General features: G+C 33.4%; 18 protein-coding genes and 1 riboswitch. Of the genes, 17 read left to right on the top strand and 1 reads right to left on the bottom strand.

All coding sequences use genetic code 11. From position 1 onward, the window contains the following. Positions 1-5 precede the first annotated feature (5 nt). Complete coding sequence (gene dapG / locus RAH41_RS00405; protein WP_331219777.1) at positions 6-1,235, top strand: aspartate kinase; 1,230 nt, start codon at positions 6-8, stop codon at positions 1,233-1,235. Between the two features lie 20 nt (positions 1,236-1,255). Further along, positions 1,256-2,149, top strand: coding sequence for a 4-hydroxy-tetrahydrodipicolinate synthase (gene dapA / locus RAH41_RS00410; RefSeq protein ID WP_331219779.1), 894 nt, complete (start codon positions 1,256-1,258; stop codon positions 2,147-2,149). A gap of 95 nt (positions 2,150-2,244) precedes the next feature. Here the strand turns inward: dapA and RAH41_RS00415 are convergent, their stop codons facing one another. Continuing rightward, positions 2,245-3,777: a multicopper oxidase gene (locus RAH41_RS00415; RefSeq protein WP_331220412.1), complete on the bottom strand. Its 1,533-nt coding sequence runs from the start codon at positions 3,775-3,777 to the stop codon at positions 2,245-2,247. A 458-nt stretch (positions 3,778-4,235) separates the two neighbouring features. Between RAH41_RS00415 and RAH41_RS00420 the strand changes: the two genes are divergently transcribed. The 15 genes from RAH41_RS00420 to pgsA all read left to right on the top strand — a co-directional run bounded on the left by RAH41_RS00420 (position 4,236) and on the right by pgsA (position 21,902). Further along, complete coding sequence (locus RAH41_RS00420; RefSeq protein WP_331219781.1) at positions 4,236-5,906, top strand: ribonuclease J; 1,671 nt, start codon at positions 4,236-4,238, stop codon at positions 5,904-5,906. A 168-nt stretch (positions 5,907-6,074) separates the two neighbouring features. Then, the gene (locus RAH41_RS00425) at positions 6,075-6,758 is read left to right on the top strand and encodes a ClpP family protease (RefSeq protein ID WP_235821793.1); all 684 of its coding nucleotides are present in this window, start codon (positions 6,075-6,077) and stop codon (positions 6,756-6,758) included. Continuing rightward, positions 6,755-6,967, top strand: coding sequence for a YlzJ-like family protein (locus RAH41_RS00430; RefSeq protein ID WP_025568559.1), 213 nt, complete (start codon positions 6,755-6,757; stop codon positions 6,965-6,967). The genes RAH41_RS00425 and RAH41_RS00430 overlap by 4 nt, the downstream gene beginning before the upstream one ends. Positions 6,968-7,090: 123 nt before the next feature. Next, positions 7,091-9,481 (top strand): DNA translocase FtsK, encoded by a 2,391-nt coding sequence (locus RAH41_RS00435; protein WP_331219783.1) that lies wholly within the window; start codon positions 7,091-7,093, stop codon positions 9,479-9,481. 60 nt (positions 9,482-9,541) lie between these two features. Next, positions 9,542-9,643, top strand: a riboswitch (purine riboswitch). Between the two features lie 245 nt (positions 9,644-9,888). Beyond that, positions 9,889-10,614: a GntR family transcriptional regulator gene (locus tag RAH41_RS00440; protein ID WP_331219785.1), complete on the top strand. Its 726-nt coding sequence runs from the start codon at positions 9,889-9,891 to the stop codon at positions 10,612-10,614. 169 nt (positions 10,615-10,783) lie between these two features. Continuing rightward, positions 10,784-11,881 (top strand): BMP family ABC transporter substrate-binding protein, encoded by a 1,098-nt coding sequence (locus RAH41_RS00445; protein ID WP_331220414.1) that lies wholly within the window; start codon positions 10,784-10,786, stop codon positions 11,879-11,881. 249 nt (positions 11,882-12,130) lie between these two features. Next, entirely contained in the window at positions 12,131-13,654 is a 1,524-nt protein-coding gene (locus RAH41_RS00450; RefSeq protein ID WP_331219787.1) for an ABC transporter ATP-binding protein, read from the top strand. Continuing rightward, positions 13,651-14,718: an ABC transporter permease gene (locus tag RAH41_RS00455; RefSeq protein ID WP_331219789.1), complete on the top strand. Its 1,068-nt coding sequence runs from the start codon at positions 13,651-13,653 to the stop codon at positions 14,716-14,718. The genes RAH41_RS00450 and RAH41_RS00455 overlap by 4 nt, the downstream gene beginning before the upstream one ends. A 3-nt stretch (positions 14,719-14,721) precedes the next feature. Further along, positions 14,722-15,669 (top strand): ABC transporter permease, encoded by a 948-nt coding sequence (locus RAH41_RS00460; protein WP_331219791.1) that lies wholly within the window; start codon positions 14,722-14,724, stop codon positions 15,667-15,669. A 293-nt stretch (positions 15,670-15,962) separates the two neighbouring features. Next, a complete protein-coding gene (gene yfmF, locus RAH41_RS00465; protein WP_331219793.1) occupies positions 15,963-17,240 on the top strand; it encodes an EF-P 5-aminopentanol modification-associated protein YfmF in 1,278 nt (425 codons plus the stop codon). Further along, positions 17,240-18,523, top strand: a complete 1,284-nt coding sequence (gene yfmH, locus RAH41_RS00470) for an EF-P 5-aminopentanol modification-associated protein YfmH (protein WP_331219795.1) — start codon at positions 17,240-17,242, stop codon at positions 18,521-18,523. Before yfmF ends, yfmH begins: the two co-directional genes overlap by 1 nt. Before the next feature lie 181 nt (positions 18,524-18,704). Next, positions 18,705-19,433, top strand: coding sequence for an elongation factor P 5-aminopentanone reductase (gene ymfI / locus RAH41_RS00475; RefSeq protein ID WP_331219797.1), 729 nt, complete (start codon positions 18,705-18,707; stop codon positions 19,431-19,433). A 112-nt stretch (positions 19,434-19,545) separates the two neighbouring features. After that, on the top strand, positions 19,546-20,337 hold the full coding sequence (locus tag RAH41_RS00480) for a DUF3388 domain-containing protein (protein WP_331219799.1): 792 nt from the start codon (positions 19,546-19,548) through the stop codon (positions 20,335-20,337). Between the two features lie 20 nt (positions 20,338-20,357). Beyond that, positions 20,358-21,251 carry a helix-turn-helix domain-containing protein gene (locus RAH41_RS00485; RefSeq protein WP_331219801.1) on the top strand — a complete coding sequence of 298 codons (894 nt, stop codon included), beginning with the start codon at positions 20,358-20,360 and terminating at the stop codon, positions 21,249-21,251. A 72-nt stretch (positions 21,252-21,323) separates the two neighbouring features. Next, a complete protein-coding gene (gene pgsA, locus RAH41_RS00490) occupies positions 21,324-21,902 on the top strand; it encodes a CDP-diacylglycerol--glycerol-3-phosphate 3-phosphatidyltransferase (RefSeq protein WP_331219803.1) in 579 nt (192 codons plus the stop codon). The last annotated feature ends 7 nt before the right edge of the window (positions 21,903-21,909 follow it).

Consider the following 21,909-nt stretch of genomic DNA (forward strand, 5'->3'; position numbering starts at 1 on the left):
CAAGAATGAAAATATTAGTCCAAAAATTTGGAGGGACTTCAGTACGTGACGAAAATGGAAGAGAGCACGCACTTAAGCATATAAAAGAAGCATTAGAAAAAGGATATAAATTAGTAGTAGTTGTTTCTGCTATGGGACGAAAAGGTGAACCATATGCAACAGATACACTATTAAATTTAGTTGGCGCAAAAAAAAGTAAAGTTACACAAAGAGAACTTGATTTATTAATGTCATGTGGTGAAACAATTTCATCGATTGTTTTTTCAAATTTATTGAATGAAAACGGTATTCATGCAATGGCAATGACAGGTGCAACGGCAGGTTTTCGAACAAATGATGAATTTGGAAATGCAAAAATTCTTGATATGAAATGTGGCCGTCTAATTAAAGAACTAGAAAACTATGATGTAGTAGTAGTCGCAGGATTCCAAGGATCAACATCTAATGGTGATATTACGACTTTAGGTAGAGGTGGTAGTGATACTTCTGCTTCTGCACTTGGCGTTGCTGTTGGTGCAGAAACAATTGAAATCTTTACTGACGTTGAAGGCGTAATGACAGCAGATCCAAGAATTGTAAAAGAAGCAAGACCTTTATCAGTTGTTACTTATGCAGAAATTTGCAATATGGCATATCAAGGAGCAAAAGTAATTCATCCTAGAGCTGTAGAAATCGCGATGCAAGGGAAGGTACCTATTCGAATTCGTTCAACTTATTCAAATAGTTTAGGTACACTTGTAACTTCGAATCCTACTAAAAGAATTATTGGTGAAAATATTCAAGACCGTTTAATTACAGGAATCGCACATGTACCGAATGTTACGCAAATTAGAGTAACTTCAAAGGAACATACTTTTGACCTACACTCTCAAGTCTTTAAAGCTATGGCAAATAAAGGAATTAGTGTAGACTTTATTAATATCTCACCTAATGGTGTAGTATACACTGTAAGTGATGAAGTAGCTTCAAAAGCGATTGATGTTTTAAAAGGAATTGGGTATGAGCCTTCATATACTACAGGATGTGCAAAAGTATCAATAGTAGGAGCGGCAATCGCAGGAGTACCAGGCGTAACTTCAAAAATTGTAACTGCATTAGCTGAAAAAGGGATTCAAATTTTGCAATCAGCTGACAGTCATACAACTATTTGGGTGCTTGTTAAAAATGAAGATATGGTCGAAGCAGTTACTGCACTGCATGATGCATTTGAACTTAGTTCAGTTAAAATGGATTAATATTTGATCGGAGTGGAACAATGAGTAGATTTGGTAAAATTTCAACAGCGATGGTAACACCTTTTGATTCAAAAGGAAATATAGATTTCGCAAAAACAACAAAACTTGTGAACTACTTAATTGATAATGGCACGGATTCAATCGTAGTTTGTGGAACAACTGGAGAATCTCCAACGTTAACTTCTGAAGAAAAGTTAGCATTAATTAGCCATGTTGTTTCAACTGTAGCTGGAAGAGTACCTGTAATCGCAGGTACGGGAAGTAATAATACTCGTGAAACAGTGGAATTAACGAAAAAGGTTTCTGCTTTAGGTGTAGATGCAATAATGGTAGTTGTACCTTATTATAATAAACCAAACCAAGAAGGACTATATCAACACTTTAAAGCCGCAGCGGAAAGTACTGAACTGCCGGTAATGTTATATAATGTACCAGGTAGAACAGTTGCTAGCCTTACTGTAGATACAGTTGTAAGATTAGCAGAAATTCCGAATGTAGTGGCAATTAAAGATGCGACGGGTAATTTAAGCATAATGACAGAAATTATTGATCGTACTCCTGAAGATTTTGAATTATATTGTGGTGACGACGGTCTAACACTACCTGCATTTGCAATTGGTTCAAAGGGAACTGTTTCAGTTGCATCACACGTGTTAGGAAATGAAATGCAGCAATTAGCTGAAAGCTTCTTCACAGGAGATATGGCTAAAGCACAATTCTTACACCGTAAACTATTACCATTATTTGAGGGATTCTTCATGGCTCCAAGTCCAGGTCCAATCAAAACAGCTTTACAGATGAAAGGTTTAGATGTTGGTGGAGTACGTTTACCGCTTGTACCACTTTCAGAAGCTGAACGCACAACGATCGGTATATTAATAAATAAATTAGACGAAGCATTACAAAGTAATTAATAACAAAACCACTTACAAATAATCCGATTAATTTGGATAAAGTAAGTGGTTTTTTTATTATTGGATGGACTCATCCTCAAAAAAATAGAATTCTCCTATTGAATCACAATAAATGGTCTCATCATTTCATAATCTTCATGTTCCAACATATGACAGTGCCAAACATACAATCCTGTGAATGCCCCAAATCTCATGATTATTCTAGTTACTTGATTTGGATTAGCTTGAACGGTATCCTTCCATCCACATTCTTGTGGCGTTGGTGGAAACGGTGGATCTGTGTAATGAATGATCCTTTCCTTTTTAAACTTTTCTACATCAAAGTTTCTACGATCTAAGATTTGGAAATTAATTAAATGTAGATGGATAGGATGAGCATCTGGCGTTAAGTTAATTAAATACCATATTTCGGTCGTTCCTAATTTCGGACTTTCTGTAATGGGGGCATCCCAATGTTTATTATCCAATAACATAATTTCTCGTCCATATTGATCCATCTTATGATCTAATGTTAAGTATCGCTTCATTGAAACAGATTGTTCATTCATTTTTGGAATTGTTACCATATTTGCTGGTATCATACTCGTATCCACGTTTGACAATGGCAATGTAACTTGAAATTGCATCACTGTTCCCGTATTTTCATCAACAGGTTTTCCAGATGGAAATGGGGTAGGAGCATCATTGAGCATAATTATCTTCTTACCTTCAAGATTCGTAAAATCGATGATTACTTCTGCTCGTTCTGCAGGTGATAACATGAGCTCGTTTATTCCAATCGGATGCTGCATGAATCCACCCTCAGTTGCGATTTGATACATAAGTTGACCAGTATCAAGCTTTAACCGAAAAAAGCGTGAGTTAGAACCGTTTAATAACCTAAATCGATACTTTCTTGGTTCAACTTTTAAATAGGGATGAACTTTACCATTCACGATCACTGTATCACCAATAAATTCCGGGATAATAGTCGTTTGTAGTTCTTTGATTGGTTGCTCTGGTTGTTTTGGATAATAAAGTGAACCATCATGATTAAAACTTTTATCTTGTATCAATAGCGGAACATCATATTTCTCATTCGGTAAATTTAATGAACTTTCTTTCTGATCACTAATTAGATAGAATCCTACTAAACCAGCATAAATATTAAGCCTTGTAATACCAAGTGCATGATCATGGTACCAAAGTGTAGATGCACAATCGCAATTATCATATCGATATACTTGCTTACTAAAATAACGACCAACTTGTTTATAGCCTTTTGTAAACCAAGCTTCAGGATAGCCATCACTTTCAGGTTCAACACAAGCACCATGTACATGTACAACTGTCCTTACATCAGGGACATCTTTATGAGCACCATGAACAGTATAATCTATCGGAAACAGGTGTTTATTTGGGAGGTCATTGATCCATTTAATAAACACGATTTCATCTTTTTCTACTTTAATTGTAGGTCCAGGATAGCTTCCTTCATACCCCCAAACAGTTGAGTCATTTAGCTCACTATGGAGCGATTGCTTAAACTCCGTCATCGATACTTCGTAATAAGTATAAAAATGATCTTTCCAGTGAGGTTTTAAAATTGGTGGGATTGGTAGTTCATCTACAAATTTAGAAAGATTCATTTTTGGGGGCTCCCTATCATTAAAATTCATATCGATCCTCCTTTTCTAACATATTCATATTCCAACAATAAATAATAATTGACCATTCAATTACTATAAATAAAGAAATTCAATCTAGACACTTTTGGACAACACCAAAGAGCTGACTCTGTCATTTTTTCACCATTGAAAGTTTTATAAATTACTTTATTAAAAAGAAGTTAAAAGAGAATAAGAGATAAGATAATCTTTACTACTATCGTTAAGAAGAAAGAAGATGTAGAAACAACAATTTTTCTTTTTTATGTTCGCTATAACAATTTATGCTTTAAAAATGATTAAAAATACATCCCAAAAGTAATCCGATTTTCCTATTTAAGGAAGAATGTATCTTGTTTTACCTGTTCGGACTAGGATATAATGTTTGTAAGATTTTGAACGGTCTGTAAATTTAAAGAATTAACTAGGAGGAACAGGTTGTGGTGAAGGAAATGAAGGAACAAGTAAAAGTTTTTGCCCTTGGGGGCGTCGGAGAAATCGGAAAAAACATGTATATAGTCGAAGTTGGTGATTTGATTTACGTGTTAGATGCAGGTTTGAAATTTCCTGACCAAGAAATGTACGGAATAGATCATGTCATACCTGATGTAAGTTATTTAGAAAAAAATGCACATAAAGTAGTAGGTGTTTTTATAACACATGGACATGAAGATCATATTGGTGCAATTCCATATATTATGAATAAACTTCCACAAGTAAAATTTTACACGAATAAATTAGCTTATTTATTTATAAGAGAAAAATTAAGTGAAAAGGGTATTAAAACCCTTGAGCAATTTGAACTATATGACGAAACTACTTTCTTAACATTTGAAAATAGTTCAATTAGTTTTTTTAGGACTACTCACAGTATTCCAGATTCATTTGGATTTTGTGTAAATACACCACAAGGTGCTGTCGTTTTTACGGGAGACTTCAAATTTGATCAATCGAAAAGTCCTTATCCAGGTGCTGATCTAGGTAAACTAGCATTAATTGGAGATAAAGGTGTCTTATGTTTGCTATCTGATAGCACAAACGCAGAAAGACAAGGATTCTCGGGGTCTGAAAAGAAAGTATCGGAAGAAATAAAAAAAGAAATAATGAATGCAAAAGGAAGAGTTTTAGTAGCTTGCTTTTCTTCAAATATCTATCGAATTCAGCAAGTTATTGATGCAAGTGTAGCTTCTGGTAGAAAACTAGCAGTAGTCGGAAGCAGTATGATGAAATCGATAGAAATAGCAAAGGAATTAGATTATTTATCGATTCCTGATGATTTAATGATTTCAGTTGTGGATACAGATAATTATAAAGAAAGAGATATTGTTATCCTTACAACAGGTACTCAAGGAGAACCGATGGCAGCTCTTTCAAAAATTGCAAAAGGTACACATAAACAAGTTTCAATCCGAAAAGGTGATACTGTACTAATGGCGGCAACACCTATTCCAGGAAATGAAATGTTAGTTTCATCTTCGATTAATCTATTATTTAGAGCTGGCGCAAATGTTATTTATGGTTATAAAAAGGTACATGTATCTGGCCATGGATATGAAGAAGAATTAAAATTAATGCTTGAATTAATGAAGCCAAAATATTTCATACCAGTTCATGGTGAATATCGAATGCAAAAAGCACATTCACATATTGCACAAGAAGTAGGAATGGCAAAAGAAGATATTTTTATTCTTGAAAAAGGGGACATCGTTTCGTTTAAAAATGGTCAAGCTTCACGTACTGAAAAAATTGAAGTTGGCAATGTTTTAATTGACGGAATTGGTGTCGGTGATGTTGGAAATATCGTATTACGTGATCGTAAGCTACTTTCTCAAGATGGAATACTAATCGTTGTGGTAACATTTAACAAGCAAAAAAAAGCAATTATATCAGGTCCAGAAATTATAACTCGTGGCTTTGTATATGTTCGTGAGTCCGAAAAATTAATAACTAGATCAACTGAAATTGTTAAAGACATTACAGAAAAAATGTTACAAAATGATCAAATTGAATGGACCTTATTAAAAAATTCAATAAGAGATGGATTAAGCGCTTACTTATATGAAGAAACAAAAAGAAGACCAATGATTCTTCCAATATTAATGGAAGTATAAGTTAAAATAACGAGTTACTTCTTATTTCAAGATGGGTATGATTTCCTTATTATTTTCACATACTAACTTGTATGAAAAATGATAGGGGGAACCGTTTTGACAAATTCAAATAATGAAACACCTATTCCAAACGAAGATGCACCTCCAAAGCCAAATGATCAAAAGGATATGAGCATTGTTGAAAAAATTCAGCAATTAGGACAAACAAATGTTCCAGCAAGCAATGATTCAAAAATCCATTGTCTAACGATAATTGGACAAATTGAAGGGCATGTGGCATTACCGCCTCAAAACAAGACAACTAAATATGAACATTTAATCCCGCAATTAGTGGCAATAGAACAAAATCCTAAGATTGAAGGATTATTAATTGTTCTAAATACAGTTGGTGGAGATGTGGAAGCAGGCCTTGCGATATCAGAAATGATTGCGACATTAACGAAACCTACTGTATCAATCGTTTTAGGCGGTGGACATAGTATCGGAGTACCGATTGCAGTAAGTACTGACTATTCATTTATTGCTGAAACAGCAACAATGACGATTCATCCAATTCGTCTAACAGGTTTAGTGATTGGTGTTCCACAAACATTTGAATATCTTGATAAGATGCAAGAAAGGGTAACTCGTTTTGTTACGAAGCATTCGAATATTACAGAAGAACGTTTCAAGGAATTAATGTTTACAAAAGGTAATTTAACAAGAGATATCGGCTCAAATGTAGTCGGTGGAGATGCAGTAAAATATGGACTAATTGATGATGTAGGTGGAATTGGGCAAGCACTAAGCAAGTTGCAGGAATTAATTGATGAACGAAAAGAAAAATCTAATAAAGAGGAGAATGAATTTTGATTCTTTATACAATAATGCCAATTGAATCGATTTTTCCTGTTGATCAACAAGAATACACATCGCAGCAGTTTTTGGAATACAATGGTGTCCCAATGTTGGTTGATAGTGTTGGGGGTACTGCTTTTGAAATTAAAAGAATTGTAAGTACCGATCCGCAGCATTTTATGCAATATACACCTGGTCAAAGAATTTTAGTTCTTCCAACTTGAGGTAATTATTAACAATACATGGTAAACATATGTTCTGATATGTTATAATAAATTCAATTTAAGAAAGCAGCCAAAAGGCTGCTTTCTTTGGCGAATCTGCAAATTTTGATGGGGGTGAATTACATGGCAAAGCAGAAGCAGCAAAAGTCAAAAGCTCGAAAATCAGTAAGTGGTAATGGTTCAATATGGTATGAAATTAGTGGATTAATATTTTTAGCACTATCAATCGTAACAATTTTAAAGCTTGGTATTGTAGGTAAAGCTTTTGTATTATTCTTGAGATTTTTCTTTGGAGAATGGTACATGCTTAGTTTTCTATTTATCATCGGTTTATCTGCATATAGCATAATTTATCGAAAAAGACCTCCATTTGTTTCGAGTATTACGATTGGTGGAATGTTAATCTTCTTTAGTATATTGATGTTTAGTCATGTTACTCTATTTGATTTATTAGCAAAAAATAATCAATTTCATGATCAATCTGTCATAAAAAGTACGCTAGATTTATTTTTAATTGAAGCCAAAGGAAAAATTAGTACGGTGGATCTTGGTGGAGGTATGATTGGAGCGATACTTTTTGCAGTTTTATATTTCTTATTTGATCGAACGGGTGCGATTCTATTCGGAATTATTGCAATTGTTGCGGGAGTTTTATTTATTACTGGTAAGCCACTTGGTGGTTATATCTATCAATATATCATGCCAAAAGTAAGAAATTTAATTTCAGATAGCTGGAAGGATTTTGCAAATTTTTGGAAACGTGGTCGTGAACAAAAAACTACTAGTAGAAGAGCTGAAGCTAAGCAAAAGAGAAAAGCAAAGAAAGATTCGTATGAAGACAATGATAATGAAGTAGAGGTGTCTACTGGTAATAGTTTAAATTACCAAGTTAAAAATTCATATGAAGATGAAATCATCGAGCCGAAAAAAGAAATTCAAATCGAATATTCTCCTACATATCAGCCACCTAAGGAACCAGAATTGATTATTGCAAATAATTCAAATCAAATCCAGGCTCATTTTGCAGAGGAAGACGATCAGTCAATTGAATTGCCAGTTGCAGAAGTAGGAATGGATGATAAGGTAGATTACGTATTACCATCAATGGATTTATTAGCCTACCCAAAGGGTGCTAAAAAACGTGAAAATGAATCCAAACTAAAGGAAAACGCGGACAAGCTTGAAAGAACATTTCAAAGTTTTGGTGTAAAGGCTACAGTAACAAAAGTACATCATGGACCTGCTGTAACAAAATATGAAGTATACCCTGAAGCAGGGGTAAAAGTTAGTCGTATTGTAAATCTAAGTGATGACTTAGCACTTGCACTTGCAGCCAAAGACATTCGAATTGAAGCTCCGATTCCAGGTAAATCTGCTGTAGGAATTGAAGTGCCTAATACGAATATAACGACTGTATTATTAAGAGAAGTTCTCGAAGCTAAAAATCCGAAATTACAAAATCCATTAGCTGTATCGTTAGGAAAAGATATTGCTGGTGATGCTGTATTTGCTGAGCTTAATAAAATGCCGCATTTACTAGTGGCTGGTGCGACAGGTAGTGGGAAAAGTGTATGTATAAATGGAATCATTGTTAGTATCCTAATGAATGCAAAACCATCTGAAGTAAAGCTAATGCTGATTGATCCGAAGATGGTTGAATTAAATATTTATAATGGTATTCCTCATTTGCTAACACCGGTTGTTACAAACCCTAAAAAGGCTTCACAAGCATTAAGAAAAGTTGTTAGTGAAATGGAAAGAAGATATGAGCTTTTTTCTCATTCAGGTACTAGAAATATCGAAGGTTATAACGAATTAACTAGACAAAATAATACGATGACCGATTCGAAGCAACCTTTATTACCATTTATCGTTGTGATTGTTGATGAGTTAGCTGACTTAATGATGGTAGCTTCGAGTGACGTGGAAGATTCAATCACTAGATTAGCTCAAATGGCTCGTGCAGCGGGTATTCATTTAATTATTGCAACACAACGACCGTCTGTTGATGTTATTACAGGGGTCATTAAAGCAAATATACCTTCCCGAATTGCTTTTAGTGTATCTTCTCAAACAGATTCTCGAACAATTCTTGATACTGGCGGAGCAGAAAAACTATTAGGAAGAGGAGATATGTTATATCAACCAATTGGTGCATCTAAACCAATCCGAGTACAAGGTGCATTTTTATCTGATGATGAAGTTGAAAGAGTAGTCGAGTTTTCAATCTCTCAACAAAAGGCACAATACCAAGAAGAAATGATGGTGAAAGAGGAAAAAGATGGAAAATCTGAAGTAGATGATGATCTTTATAATGAAGCGGTTGAGTTAGTAACAAATATGCAATCAGCCTCGGTATCACTACTTCAAAGAAGATTTAGAATTGGTTATACAAGAGCTGCCAGACTAATTGATGCAATGGAAGATAATGGAATAGTTGGTCCGTATGAAGGTAGCAAACCTAGGGAAGTATTAATTAGTAAACCAGTGGAAGATGAGCAAGCCTTGTCTTAGCAAAAAGAAAAAATTGTCGAAACATTGTTGACATTTTTAGACATAGAATGATATTATTTCTTCAGATAAATTGATAGTCCTCATATAATATCGACATAATGGGTCGGAAGTTTCTACATTGCAACCAATATTTGCAATACTATGGGGAAAAAGCATTATTATGGAGAAATGATTTATATTTACGAAAATCAAAAACTCTTATAATCTAGCTTTTTCACTAAGTGGAACAGTAGATTATAAGAGTTTTTTCTTGTTAAATATAAACAAATGATTCATTAACGAAATAAAAAATAAAGCGTTTACAAAAAAATGTTGAAATGAGTAAAAAATAACAGTATAGTAAAGAAGGATTATACGACAGATGTCTAACAACTGATGTCTGAAATCCGAAGTTTGGGGGATGGGAAATGAAGATTAAAACAGACACCAGATTACTTTATCTCCAAGTGATGGATCGAATTAAACAAGATATTGAGAATGGTATTTACTTGCCACATCATAAGTTACCATCAGAGTATGAGTTATCTAAAATATTTGGAGTATCAAGAGCAACATTAAGAGAAGCATTAAGGGTTTTAGAAGAAGAAAATATCTTAGTTAGAAGACACGGAGTCGGTACGTTTGTGAAACCGAAACCAATTTTTAGGACAGGCATTGAACAATTAAGTAGTGTCTCAGAAATGATTATTGAAGCAGGTAAAGAGCCTGGTACAATCTTTCTATCTTCTAAACTATTAGTTCCAACGAAAGAAGATTTAAAAAGCTTCACAATCACTGAAGATGATCGAATGCATGTAGTAGAAAGAATTCGAACAGCTAATGGTGAACCTGTAGTTTATTGCATTGATAAATTACCGACTAATTATTTTAAACAGGTTCCATCATATGAAGATCATTCATTCTTTTCATTCATCAAAAAAGAAACTGGTCGAAATATCGAATATTCAAGTGCAAGAATTGAACCGATCGGTTACCACGATAAAGTTTCTCCTTTATTACAGTGTGAACCAGATGTTTCATTATTATTAATCGAGCAATTACATTTTGACGATTTAAACCGCGCAGTTTTACATTCTTATAATTACTTCAGAGCGGATCAGTTCAGCTTTAATGTTTTAAGAAAAAGAAATTAAATTGTATAGCCAAATTAATATTTACGAAAAATAAAGTTTGGCTGGTTTTCAAATGTTGTTTACTGAAATTTCATTAAATTATTAGGGAGGTGGATCGTTAAGATAACGATTATAAACCAAGCTAGTACAAATGTAAATAAAAATTTAAGGGGGCAAAATTTTTATGAAGATGAAAAAAGCTGGTCTTGTTCTTTCAATGGCCTTAGCAGCAGGTACAATTTTAGGTGCTTGTGGTAAAGGTGGAGATACAAAAGACGCAAAAGGCGCATTTAAAGTAGGGATGGTAACTGACTCTGGTACGATTGACGATAAGTCATTTAACCAAGGTACTTGGGAAGGGATCCAAGCTGGAGCTAAAGATTTAGGTTTCAATCTTAAGCAAGATACAAAATACTTAAAGCCTGCTGGTGAAACTGAAGCTGATTACTTAAAAGAAATCGGTAATTTAAATGATGCAGGGTTTCAATTTATCATAACTCCTGGTTATAAATTTGAAACAGCAATTAATAAAGCGCAAGATAAATATAAAGATGACAAATTTGTAATTATCGATGGTACTCCACACACAGCTAAAGATTTTACTCCAAATGTAAAAGGTAACACAGTTTCAATTTTCTTCGCAGAACATGAAGCTGGCTACCTAGCTGGTATTGCAACAGCAGTTCAATTAAAAACTGGTGACGTTGGATTTATCGGTGGTATGGAAATTCCAGCAGTTCAAAAATATAACTGGGGATTCCAACAAGGTATTAAATATGCAAACGAAAAACTTGGAACAAGCATTACTTTAAAAGCTAATAACGTAGTTTATTCTGGAAGCTTTACAGACAAAGCAGCAGGTCAACAAATTGCAGCTCAAATGTATGACCGCGGTGTTAAAGCGATTTTCACTGCAGCAGGTGGAGTAGGACAAGGTGCTATTACTGAAGCTAAAAACAGAGTAGCTAGTGGTAAAGAAGTTTGGGTTGTTGGTGTAGACGTAGATCAGTACGCTGATGGTGTTTATAAAGATAACAAATCAGTCATTTTAACTTCAGCAATGAAAGGTGTTGCAAAAGCAGCTTCTGATATGGTTAAAGCTGAAAAAGATAAAAAATTCCCTGGTGGACAAACTTTAACTTATGATGCAAAAAATGATGGAATTGGTTTACCAAAAGAAAATCCAAACTTAAGTTCTGATACTTTAACAAAAGTTAATGATGTATTTAACAAAATTAAGTCTGGTGAAATTGTAGTAGCAAGTGAAAGAGGAAATTTAATTAAGTAATTAAATTTCTAATAAATGATAGAAGAAGCATAGGAAAGGAGACCCTTTTATATGCTTCTTCTAACCTATAAAGGATTTTATTTTTCATGCATTAATCAATTGAAAGCATTAATTTGGTGCTTCCAATTGATTAGGGCGTGACTATCGGGTGAGAGAGTGAAACCCTCCCTAAAAAAATATAGAAAAATATTTCGAAATCAAGTAAAACTTTAAAAATAAATGACTTCGTAATATACAAGGAGGAAAATTATGGAATATGTAGTGGAGATGCTAAATATAACAAAAGAGTTTCCTGGCATTATAGCGAATGATAATATTACACTACGATTAAAAAAAGGGGAAGTTCATGCTTTATTAGGAGAAAACGGAGCAGGGAAATCAACTTTAATGTCTGTACTTTTTGGAATGTACACTCCTGAAAAAGGGATTATCAAAGTAAAAGGTAAAGAAGTTAAAATTTCAAATCCTAATGTTGCGAATGAACTAGGAATCGGAATGGTTCACCAACATTTTAAATTAGTTTCAAATTTTACAGTAACAGAAAATATTATTCTAGGTCTTGAACCTAAAAAGGGTCTAGTAGTAGATATCAAGACTGCAGCAAAACGTATTGAAGAGCTTTCTAAAACTTACGGTTTAAATGTTGATCCATATGCAAAGATTGAAGATATAACTGTAGGGATGCAACAAAGAGTCGAAATTTTAAAAACTCTATACCGTAATGCAGAAGTACTAATACTAGATGAGCCAACAGCAGTGCTTACTCCACAAGAGATACAAGATTTAATGAAGATTATTAAAAACTTGATTAAAGAAGGCAAGTCAATCATTATCATTACACATAAATTAAAAGAAATTAAAGCTGTTGCAGATCAATGTACAGTCATTCGTCATGGGAAATACATTGGTACGGTTGATGTAAAACAAACCACTGAATCTGAAATGGCATCTATGATGGTCGGACGTCAGGTGTCTTTCAAGGTAGATAAGGTAGAATCAAAACCTGGTGAAGTTGTACTAGATGTAAATAATTTAAGTGTTAAAAATAATAAAAAAGTTTTAGGGTTAAAAAATGCTACTCTTCAAGTTCGAGCAGGTGAAATCGTTGGAATTGCAGGGGTTGAAGGAAATGGACAATCTGAACTTGTTGAAGCAATTACAGGTTTAAGGTCTATTGAAGAAGGTACTATTCTATTAAAAGGACAAGATATTACAAAACACAGTATTCGCGAGAGAATTAAAAGCGGTATTGCTCATATTCCAGAGGATCGTCAAAAAAGAGGACTTGTTCTTGAATATACGATTGAAGAAAACGTTGTTCTAGAGATTTATAATCAAGAACCATTCTCTAAATATGGAGTTTTAGATAAAGCTGCGATTGCCAAACATGCAAAGAAAATCATTGAAGAATTCGACGTACGTTCTGGTGAAGGTGCTAAAACAGTCGTTGAATCAATGTCTGGAGGAAACCAACAAAAAGCAATCATTGGCCGTGAAATTGAACTTAAGCCTGAATTACTAATTGCGTGTCAACCAACGCGTGGATTAGATGTTGGTTCGATTGAGTATATTCATAAGAGATTAATAGAGCAAAGAGATAGTGGTAAAGCTGTTCTACTAATCTCGTTAGAGCTAGATGAAGTTCTTAATCTATCTGACCGCATTGCAATTGTAAATGCTGGTGAAATCATTGATGTCGTTAATGCAAAAGACACAAATGAAGATGAATTAGGATTAATGATGGCTGGTATAAGGAGAGGTGAAGGGGCATGAAAAAGGGAGGAATCATTTCTCTAATTGCCGTAGTATTAGGTTTACTAGCTGGAGCATTATTAATTTTAGTAACAGGTAATGATCCAGTAGAAGGATTTACTTATTTATTCCAAGGTGGATTAAAAGATCCGGAGCGTATTGGTAATACATTTGCTACTGCTACTCCGTTAATTTTAACAGGACTTTCTGTTGCATTTGCATTTAGAACTGGTTTATTCAACATTGGTGCAGCTGGCCAAATGCTTTTCGCAGGATTTTGCGCTTCTGCAATTGGTCTAACTGTCGATTTACCTACTCTTATCTTAGTTCCGATTATGGTAATTGTAGCCTTTATTGCAGGTGCGGCTTGGGCATTTATTCCAGGACTACTAAAAGCTAAGTTTAATGTACACGAAGTAGTTTCTACAATTATGATGAACTGGATAGCATACTGGACTGTTTATTATTTAGTACCACAATATTTTAAAGGTAGTACTGAAACAGAGTCAAAAATGCTAGCAGATGCTGCAACATTAAAAATGCCATTTTTATCAAATTTATTTGGTGGTTCATATATTAACTTCGGTTTATTTATCGCCGTAATTATGGTAATCGTTATTTCATTTATTATTAATCGAACAGTATTAGGTTATGAATTAAAAGCTGTAGGTTATAACCGTAGTGCTGCTGAATACGCTGGTATTTCAGTAAATAGAAATGTTATTTTATCAATGATGATTTCAGGTGGTCTTGCAGGATTAGCAGGTGTTGTTCAATTCGCTGGTAATGCATCACTAATTCAAATAGGTGTTTTACCTACTGAAGGATTCGACGGAATTGCCGTGGCACTTTTAGGAATGAATACACCAGTTGGCGTATTTTTCTCAGCTATTTTCTTTGGGCTACTTTATTCTGGTAAAGGTTTTATGAGTGCAATGACTTCAATTCCACCAGATATTGCTGATGTAATCATTGCAATCATTATCTATTTCTCAGCAACTAGTATTTTAATTAAAAAAGTTATTGATCGAGTATCGAAATCACGCAAATACAAAAACAGCAATGTAGGAGAGAAGGTGAAATAAGGCATGGATTTAATTATACAAATTTTCCCATATGCAATTGCCTATACGATTCCATTATTAATCGTAGCATTAGGTGGTTTATTTTCTGAGCGAAGCGGTGTCGTAAATATTGGTTTAGAAGGTTTAATGGTTGTTGGTGGTTTCACTAGTGCCTTAACAATTTCAAAACTTCAAGAAACTCATCAAGGTGAAGTTTGGGTAATCTGGGTAGGAATTCTTGTTGCAGTTCTTACAGGTGCTTTATTTTCTTTACTACATGCTTTTGCAAGTATAAATTTACACGCAGATCAAGTAATTAGTGGTATCGCAATTAATATGATTGCTGGTGCTTTAACAATCTTCTTAGCAAGAAATATTACTGGATCAGGTAACATCAGTATTAACGGTATTACACGTACTGATATCCCAGTCTTAAAAGACATTCCAATTATCGGAGATTTATTCTTTAAAAACACGTATTCTACAACTTGGTTAGTAATTGGTATTCTAATCATTAGTACATTTATACTTTATAAAACTCGTTTAGGCTTACGTCTACGTGCATGTGGTGAATACCCTCAAGCAGCTGATGCAGCAGGTATTAACGTATACCGTATCCGTTACCTTGGCGTTATTATTTCTGGTGCATTTTCTGGATTAGGTGGAGCAATTATTTTAGTAACATACTCTGGCGAATTTACAGGTAGTGTTGCAGGTCTTGGTTTCTTAGCAATTGCTGCATTAATTTTTGGACAATGGAAACCACTTGGAATTTTAGCAGCGACCCTATTCTTTGGTGTAGCTACAACAATTGCCAATGTATCGCAAGTTATTCCAAGTTTAGCTCACATCCCACCATTAGCATTAAAGTTATTCCCATACGTAGTAACTTTAATCGCATTAGTAATTTTCTCAAAATCATCTCAAGCGCCAAAATCAGTTGGTGTTGCATATGAAAAAGGTAAACGATAAATAATTTTTTAAGAAGCTTCCTATTTAATTAGGAAGCTTTTTTTATTCTGATTAAAGAATGTTATCCATAAATTAGGAATAAAAAGATCAATTTTAACGGAATTAGACAAAATAAAAGGCTATCGACTTTTTCGATATCTCTAGAGAATTTTAAAATAAGAAGCTTCTTTTTATTTGAAATAATTATTTTGGGTAAACTAAGCAGTAGGTTTTATTTTTGGTAAAATTAGAGATACAATGAAGATATTGGAAATAAATATGAGTAAATAGTATTTGACTAAGGAGGGTTCAATTTGAATTTGTTACAGTACAAAAATAGTGATATAAACGGTATTAAATTACATGTGGTAACAACTGAAAAATTTAAAACAAATTCGATTACATTAAAAGTACGTGGAAAACTTGAAGAAGATACAGTATCATATCGCGGAATTTTACCTTATGTATTGCAAAGTGGAACAAAAGATCTTCCTACCAATGGTGAAATCCGAAGAAAATTGGAAGAATTATATGGGGCGACCTTCTTTGTAGACGTATCAAAAAAAGGTGATTATCATGTAATGTCATTTACAATTGATATTGCAAATGAAAAATATCTTTCAAATCAAGGTTCATTACTAAATGAAGCACTCTTGCTAATTGCTTCAATTTGGCAAAATCCATTTTTAGAAAATGGGGTATTTTCAGCTAAGCATGTTGAAACCCAAAAACGAACACAAGTACAACGAATTCAGTCTATTAATGATGATAAATTGAAATATGCAAATCAACGTTTAGTGGAAGAAATGTTCAAAGATGAACCTTATTCGTTACTTGCAAATGGAAAAACAGAAGATGTTAATTCAATTACAGCTGAGTCACTTTATAAGTACTATGAAAAAGCTCTCCAACAAGACTTAATTGATCTTTATATAGTTGGAGATGTTGCATTTGACCAATGTAAACAATTAGTTGAAGAGAACTTTAGAAACACAACTAATGGAAAGTTAACAGTTGATACAACAAAAGCAACTCCAGTCGATTCTCCTAATGAAGTAATTGAAGAGCAAAAACTAAATCAGGCTAAACTACACATCGGTTATACTACTGGAATCTCGATAAAAGATCCAGATTACTTTGCACTTCAAGTATTTAATGGACTTTTTGGAGGATTCTCACATTCAAAATTATTTATAAATGTTCGAGAAAAAAATAGCTTAGCATACTACGCTGCTTCTCGTTTTGAAAGTCATAAATCAATTTTAATGGTTATGTCCGGTATAGCAAGTGAAAATTATGATAAAGCAACTACAATTATTGCTGAACAACTTGAAGAGATGAAAAAGGGGAATTTCACTGAAGAGGAAATTAATCAAACAAAATTAGTGATTAAAAACAGTCTATTAGAAAGTATGGACACTGCTTATGGAATCATTGAAACATTATTCAATGACCAAGCTGCAGGAAATGAACGTCCGATCGAGGACTGGTTCCCTGAAATCGAAAAAGTTACTAAAGATGAAATTGTAGCTGTAGCTAATAAAATTAAACTTCATACAACTTATTTCTTAAAAGGTCAGGAGGGAGCATAATGGAAAAAAAGTTTTTTGAACAATTGAATGAAACGCTTTATTTCGAGGAGCTTGAAAACGGATTAAAAGTATATATTCTTCCTAAACAGGGCTACAACAAAACATATGCGACCTTTACAACTAAATACGGTTCGATTGATTCTGAATTTATTCCTTTAGGAAAAGATGAAAAATTAGTTGTACCAGATGGGATTGCTCATTTTTTAGAACACAAATTGTTTGAAAAGAAAGATGGGGACGTATTCCAGGTTTTTAGTAAACAAGGAGCCTCTTCTAATGCGTTTACCAGTTTTACACGAACTGCTTATTTATTTTCAGCAACGAATAATGTTGAACAAAATTTAATGACTCTAATTGATTTTGTTCAAGATCCGTATTTTTCTGATCAAAGTGTTGAAAAGGAAAAAGGAATTATTGGTCAAGAAATTAAAATGTACGAAGATAACCCAGATTGGAGACAATATTTTGGGATGATTGCAAATTTATACGGTAAACATCCTGTTAGAACAGATATTGCTGGTACGGTTGAATCAATTTCAAAAATTACAAAAGAATTACTATATACTTGTTACGAAACTTTTTATCATCCAAGTAATATGTTATTTTTCGTTGTAGGTCCAGTAGACCCTGATAAAACAATGAATTTAATTAGAGAAAACCAAAGCAAAAAAACGTTTAAAGATGCAAATGAAATTAAAAGATTTTTCCCTGAAGAAACTCCGGAATCTGCAGAAAAGAAAAAAGTGTTACATATGAATGTCCAATCATCGAAAGTGTTGGTTGGTGTGAAAGACTTTTCTGCACCTAAAGGTGGAAGCGAATTATTAAAGCATGAATTATCAATTTCAGTATTACTTGATTATTTATTTGGTAAAGGCTCAAATACGTATCAACAAATGTATGAAGATGGTTTAATTGATGATACGTTCTCATATGATTACTCTGCAGAAAATGGTTTTGCTTTTGCAATCATCGGAGGAGATTCTACTTCACCGGAAAAACTTTCTGAAAAAATAAAAGAAGTATTATTAGATTCAAAAAATCATCAGTGGGAAAAAGAAATAGTCGATCGCGTAGTTAAAAAGAAAATTGGCGGATTCTTACGCTCATTAAATTCTCCAGAATATATCGCTAACCAATTTACACGATATGCGTTCTTAGATATGCATTTATTTGACATTGTATCTGTGTTACAATCTATTTCTGTAGAGGATCTAAAAGAAAGTGCTAGTCATCTAATAAATGAAGACTTTATGAGTGAATTTTTTGTTCTTCCTCATTGAATGAATTAAAAGCATCCTTTTTTGGATGCTTTTTGAAATTTAAAAAATTTAAGAGTTTTGATAAAACTAAGTGTAATATTTACTAATAAAAATTCTTAAGAGAGCTTCCTCGCTTACCTTTATATTTCTTAATACTATTTAAACCTGCATTAAAACCTCGAATAAATGGAGATTATAATAAATGAGAAAAAGAATTCTAGTAATTGGAGCTAGTGGTGACATTGGCTTAGCAATTTCGAAAAAATTAATCAATGAAAAATACGATTTAGTTGTCCATTATAATAGTAAGAAAGAGCCCCTTAATGAACTAATCGAACTGGCCAATGAGATTGAGGTAAATTGCCAATTCGTTAAAGCGGACTTATCAGTAGAAAATGGAGTTAAAATTTTAACATCACAAATACATGATAAAATTGATTCAATTGTGTATGCATCTGGTTTTTCAATCCTTGGTTTGATTAGCGATGTAACTGATGAAGAAATCGATCGAATGACGCAATTACATATCAAAAGTTTGATTAAGATAGTCAATCATTTTCTTCCAAATATGGTGGCTAAAAAATCTGGCAGTATAGTCGTTATTTCGTCTATATGGGGACAAATTGGTGCTTCATGTGAAGTATTATATTCAACTACTAAAGGTGCTCAAAATGCCTATGTAATGGCCTTAGCTAAGGAATTAGGGCCAAGTGGAATAAAAGTAAATGCTGTTGCTCCAGGTGCCGTAAAAACGAATATGTTAAACTCCTTTAGTGAAGAGGATTTAAATGAAATTGCAAATGAAATTCCAATGAATCGTTTAGCTCTACCAAGTGAAATTGCGAATACTGTAAATTACCTAATTTCCGAACAATCTTCTTATATAACTGGCCAAATACTTGGAGTAAACGGCGGTTGGCATACTTCATAGTAAAATTTCCGGTCGAAAGTTATTTATTTCACATATTTTACCTTTTATATTATGGCGAAATCGTTTATTATTAAATGGAGAGTTAAGTAGTTAACAAATAGGGGGTATAGGTATGGAGTTAATCGAATGGTATTTTGAGTATGAAATACATAAGAATCGCCCTGGACTACTTGGAGATATTGCATCGCTAATCGGTATGCTAGGGATTAATATTTTAACAATCAATGGTGTCGATACAATGAAACGCGGCATGTTACTTGGTTGCGATAACGATGATCAAATTACGAGATTTGAATCAATTTTAAATACTATGGACAATATAACAATAATTAAACTTAGAAAGCCAACTCTAAGAGATCGTTTAGCTGTAAGACATGGTGCTTATATTCAACGAGACGTAGATGATAAAAAGACTTTTCGTTTTGTCCGCGATGATCTAGGTATGCTTGTTGATTTTATGGCAGAATTATTTAAAATGCCAGGCCATAAGCTAATCGGAATTAGAGGGATGCCTCGTGTTGGTAAAACTGAATCAGTTGTAGCAGCAAGTGTATGTGCAAATAAACGCTGGTTATTTGTTTCATCAACATTAATTAAACAAACATTAAGAAGCCAATTAATAGAAGACGAATACAATTCAGATAATGTATTTATTATTGATGGCATCCTTTCTCATAGAAGAGCAAATGAGCAACATTGGCAATTGGTTCGCGAAATTATGGCAATGTCTTCTGTGAAAGTAGTAGAGCATCCTGATGTATTTGTACAGCAAACTGAATACTCTTTAGAAGATTTTGATTACATAATTGAACTAAGAAATGATGAAAATGAAGAAATTAAATATGAACTTGTAGACCAAATGGATAAAAATGGACACAACTCGTTCTCGATGTTTGATTTTTAAAGTTAGTTGGGGTGTAACTTGTGACAGAATTAGGAAAATATTTACGAGAAGCAAGAGAAGCGAAAGGTTTATCAATTGACGATGTACAAGAGTTAACTAAGATTCAGAAACGTTATCTTGAAGCAATCGAAGAAGGTAATTATGAAATATTGCCAGGGCAATTTTATGTTCGTGCATTTATTAGACAATATGCAGAAACAATTGGTGTTGACGTTTCTGGATTTCTAACTGAAAAGCCAGTGGTAGAAGAATCAACTGTGGCAAGTACAGTAGAAGAAGTAAAGCATGAAGAAATTCCTAGTAGATCATCCAAGCTTAAAGAACCTTTAAGCAATGTTAAGTCATCACGTGTAATGGATTATTTACCAAGGATACTAATAGCGATTCTTATCATTGGGATCTGCATCGCTATTTATATGATGTTCCCATCAAAAAATGATGGAAAATCTGCGGATACGAATCAAACTCAATCTAACTCTAATTCTGAAATTGAAAAACCAAAAAATAATGCGCTAGATCAGGCAAAAGTTAAAAATACGCAAAAAACAGAGAAACCGAAAAATGATGTGACTGAGCAAACGCCAGCGCAAAAAATTACTGTTGACTCTGCAGCGGGTAAACGAACAACTATTTCTTTATCTGGTACGGATGTATTTAAATTAGAAGTAGTTGCAAACGGTGAAAGTTATGTAGATTTAAAAAATGCTGATGGAAAAATGTTCTATTCAGGAATTTTAAAACAAGGACAAACTCAAAACTACGACTTAACAGATGAAAATGAAGTAACTGTAAATATTGGTGCTTCTAATAATGTTGAGCTAAGAATTAACGATGAGGTATTTAAATATCCTGTTAGTCCAACAAATGCTGTTCACCAAAAGATTACGATTAAAAATTTAAAAATGAATCAATAGTCATCTTTAAGATGGCTTTTATTCATTTATTATAAATGCTTCATTTTTTAGAAAGTTTTGGAGGGTTTTACCATGAATTTACCAAATAAGATCACAGTGTCAAGGGTTTGTCTAATTCCATTATTTATGATTGCCGTTTTAATCGATTTTGGATGGGGAAAAGTTTCGTTAATGGGTGATTCAATACCAGTTAATCATTTAGTAGGAGCTGCAATTTTTATTATTGCCTCAGTTACTGATTTTATAGATGGTTATTACGCAAGAAAATATAATCTAGTTACTAATTTTGGTAAGTTTCTAGATCCACTTGCTGATAAATTACTTGTTTCTTCAGCACTAATTATCTTAACTGATTTTCAATATGTTCCTGCGTGGATTACGATTGTCATAATAAGTAGAGAGTTTGCTGTAACCGGTTTACGAATGATTTTAGCTGGATCTGGAGAAGTTCATGCTGCTGCAATGCTAGGTAAAATTAAGACTTGGGCACAAATTGTTGCGATTTCTGCATATTTCTTACATGACTTCCCACTGAATTTCTTACCATTTTCGATTGCGGATGTATCACTTTGGGTGGCATTATTCTTTACAGTATATTCTGGTTGGGATTATTTTTATAAAAATAGAGATGTTCTTCTTAAATCAATGTAATTAATAA

Origin of the sequence: Gottfriedia acidiceleris, from assembly GCF_036421055.1 — a bacterium.
GTDB classification, from domain to species: Bacteria; Bacillota; Bacilli; order Bacillales; family Bacillaceae_G; genus Gottfriedia; species Gottfriedia acidiceleris_C.

What these genes read in the sequence shown, in the direction of transcription:
- RAH41_RS00445 (WP_331220414.1), top strand. Translation starts at nt 10,784, where the DNA reads ATGAAAAAAGCTGGTCTTGTTCTTTCAATGGCCTTAGCAGCAGGTACA.
- RAH41_RS00425 (WP_235821793.1), top strand. Translation starts at nt 6,075, where the DNA reads ATGAGCATTGTTGAAAAAATTCAGCAATTAGGACAAACAAATGTTCCA.
- dapA (WP_331219779.1), top strand. Translation starts at nt 1,256, where the DNA reads ATGAGTAGATTTGGTAAAATTTCAACAGCGATGGTAACACCTTTTGAT.
- pgsA (WP_331219803.1), top strand. Translation starts at nt 21,324, where the DNA reads ATGAATTTACCAAATAAGATCACAGTGTCAAGGGTTTGTCTAATTCCA.
- dapG (WP_331219777.1), top strand. Translation starts at nt 6, where the DNA reads ATGAAAATATTAGTCCAAAAATTTGGAGGGACTTCAGTACGTGACGAA.
- yfmH (WP_331219795.1), top strand. Translation starts at nt 17,240, where the DNA reads ATGGAAAAAAAGTTTTTTGAACAATTGAATGAAACGCTTTATTTCGAG.
- RAH41_RS00460 (WP_331219791.1), top strand. Translation starts at nt 14,722, where the DNA reads ATGGATTTAATTATACAAATTTTCCCATATGCAATTGCCTATACGATT.
- RAH41_RS00480 (WP_331219799.1), top strand. Translation starts at nt 19,546, where the DNA reads ATGGAGTTAATCGAATGGTATTTTGAGTATGAAATACATAAGAATCGC.
- ymfI (WP_331219797.1), top strand. Translation starts at nt 18,705, where the DNA reads ATGAGAAAAAGAATTCTAGTAATTGGAGCTAGTGGTGACATTGGCTTA.
- RAH41_RS00440 (WP_331219785.1), top strand. Translation starts at nt 9,889, where the DNA reads ATGAAGATTAAAACAGACACCAGATTACTTTATCTCCAAGTGATGGAT.
- RAH41_RS00455 (WP_331219789.1), top strand. Translation starts at nt 13,651, where the DNA reads ATGAAAAAGGGAGGAATCATTTCTCTAATTGCCGTAGTATTAGGTTTA.
- RAH41_RS00415 (WP_331220412.1), bottom strand. Translation starts at nt 3,777, where the DNA reads ATGAATCTTTCTAAATTTGTAGATGAACTACCAATCCCACCAATTTTA.
- RAH41_RS00435 (WP_331219783.1), top strand. Translation starts at nt 7,091, where the DNA reads ATGGCAAAGCAGAAGCAGCAAAAGTCAAAAGCTCGAAAATCAGTAAGT.
- RAH41_RS00450 (WP_331219787.1), top strand. Translation starts at nt 12,131, where the DNA reads ATGGAATATGTAGTGGAGATGCTAAATATAACAAAAGAGTTTCCTGGC.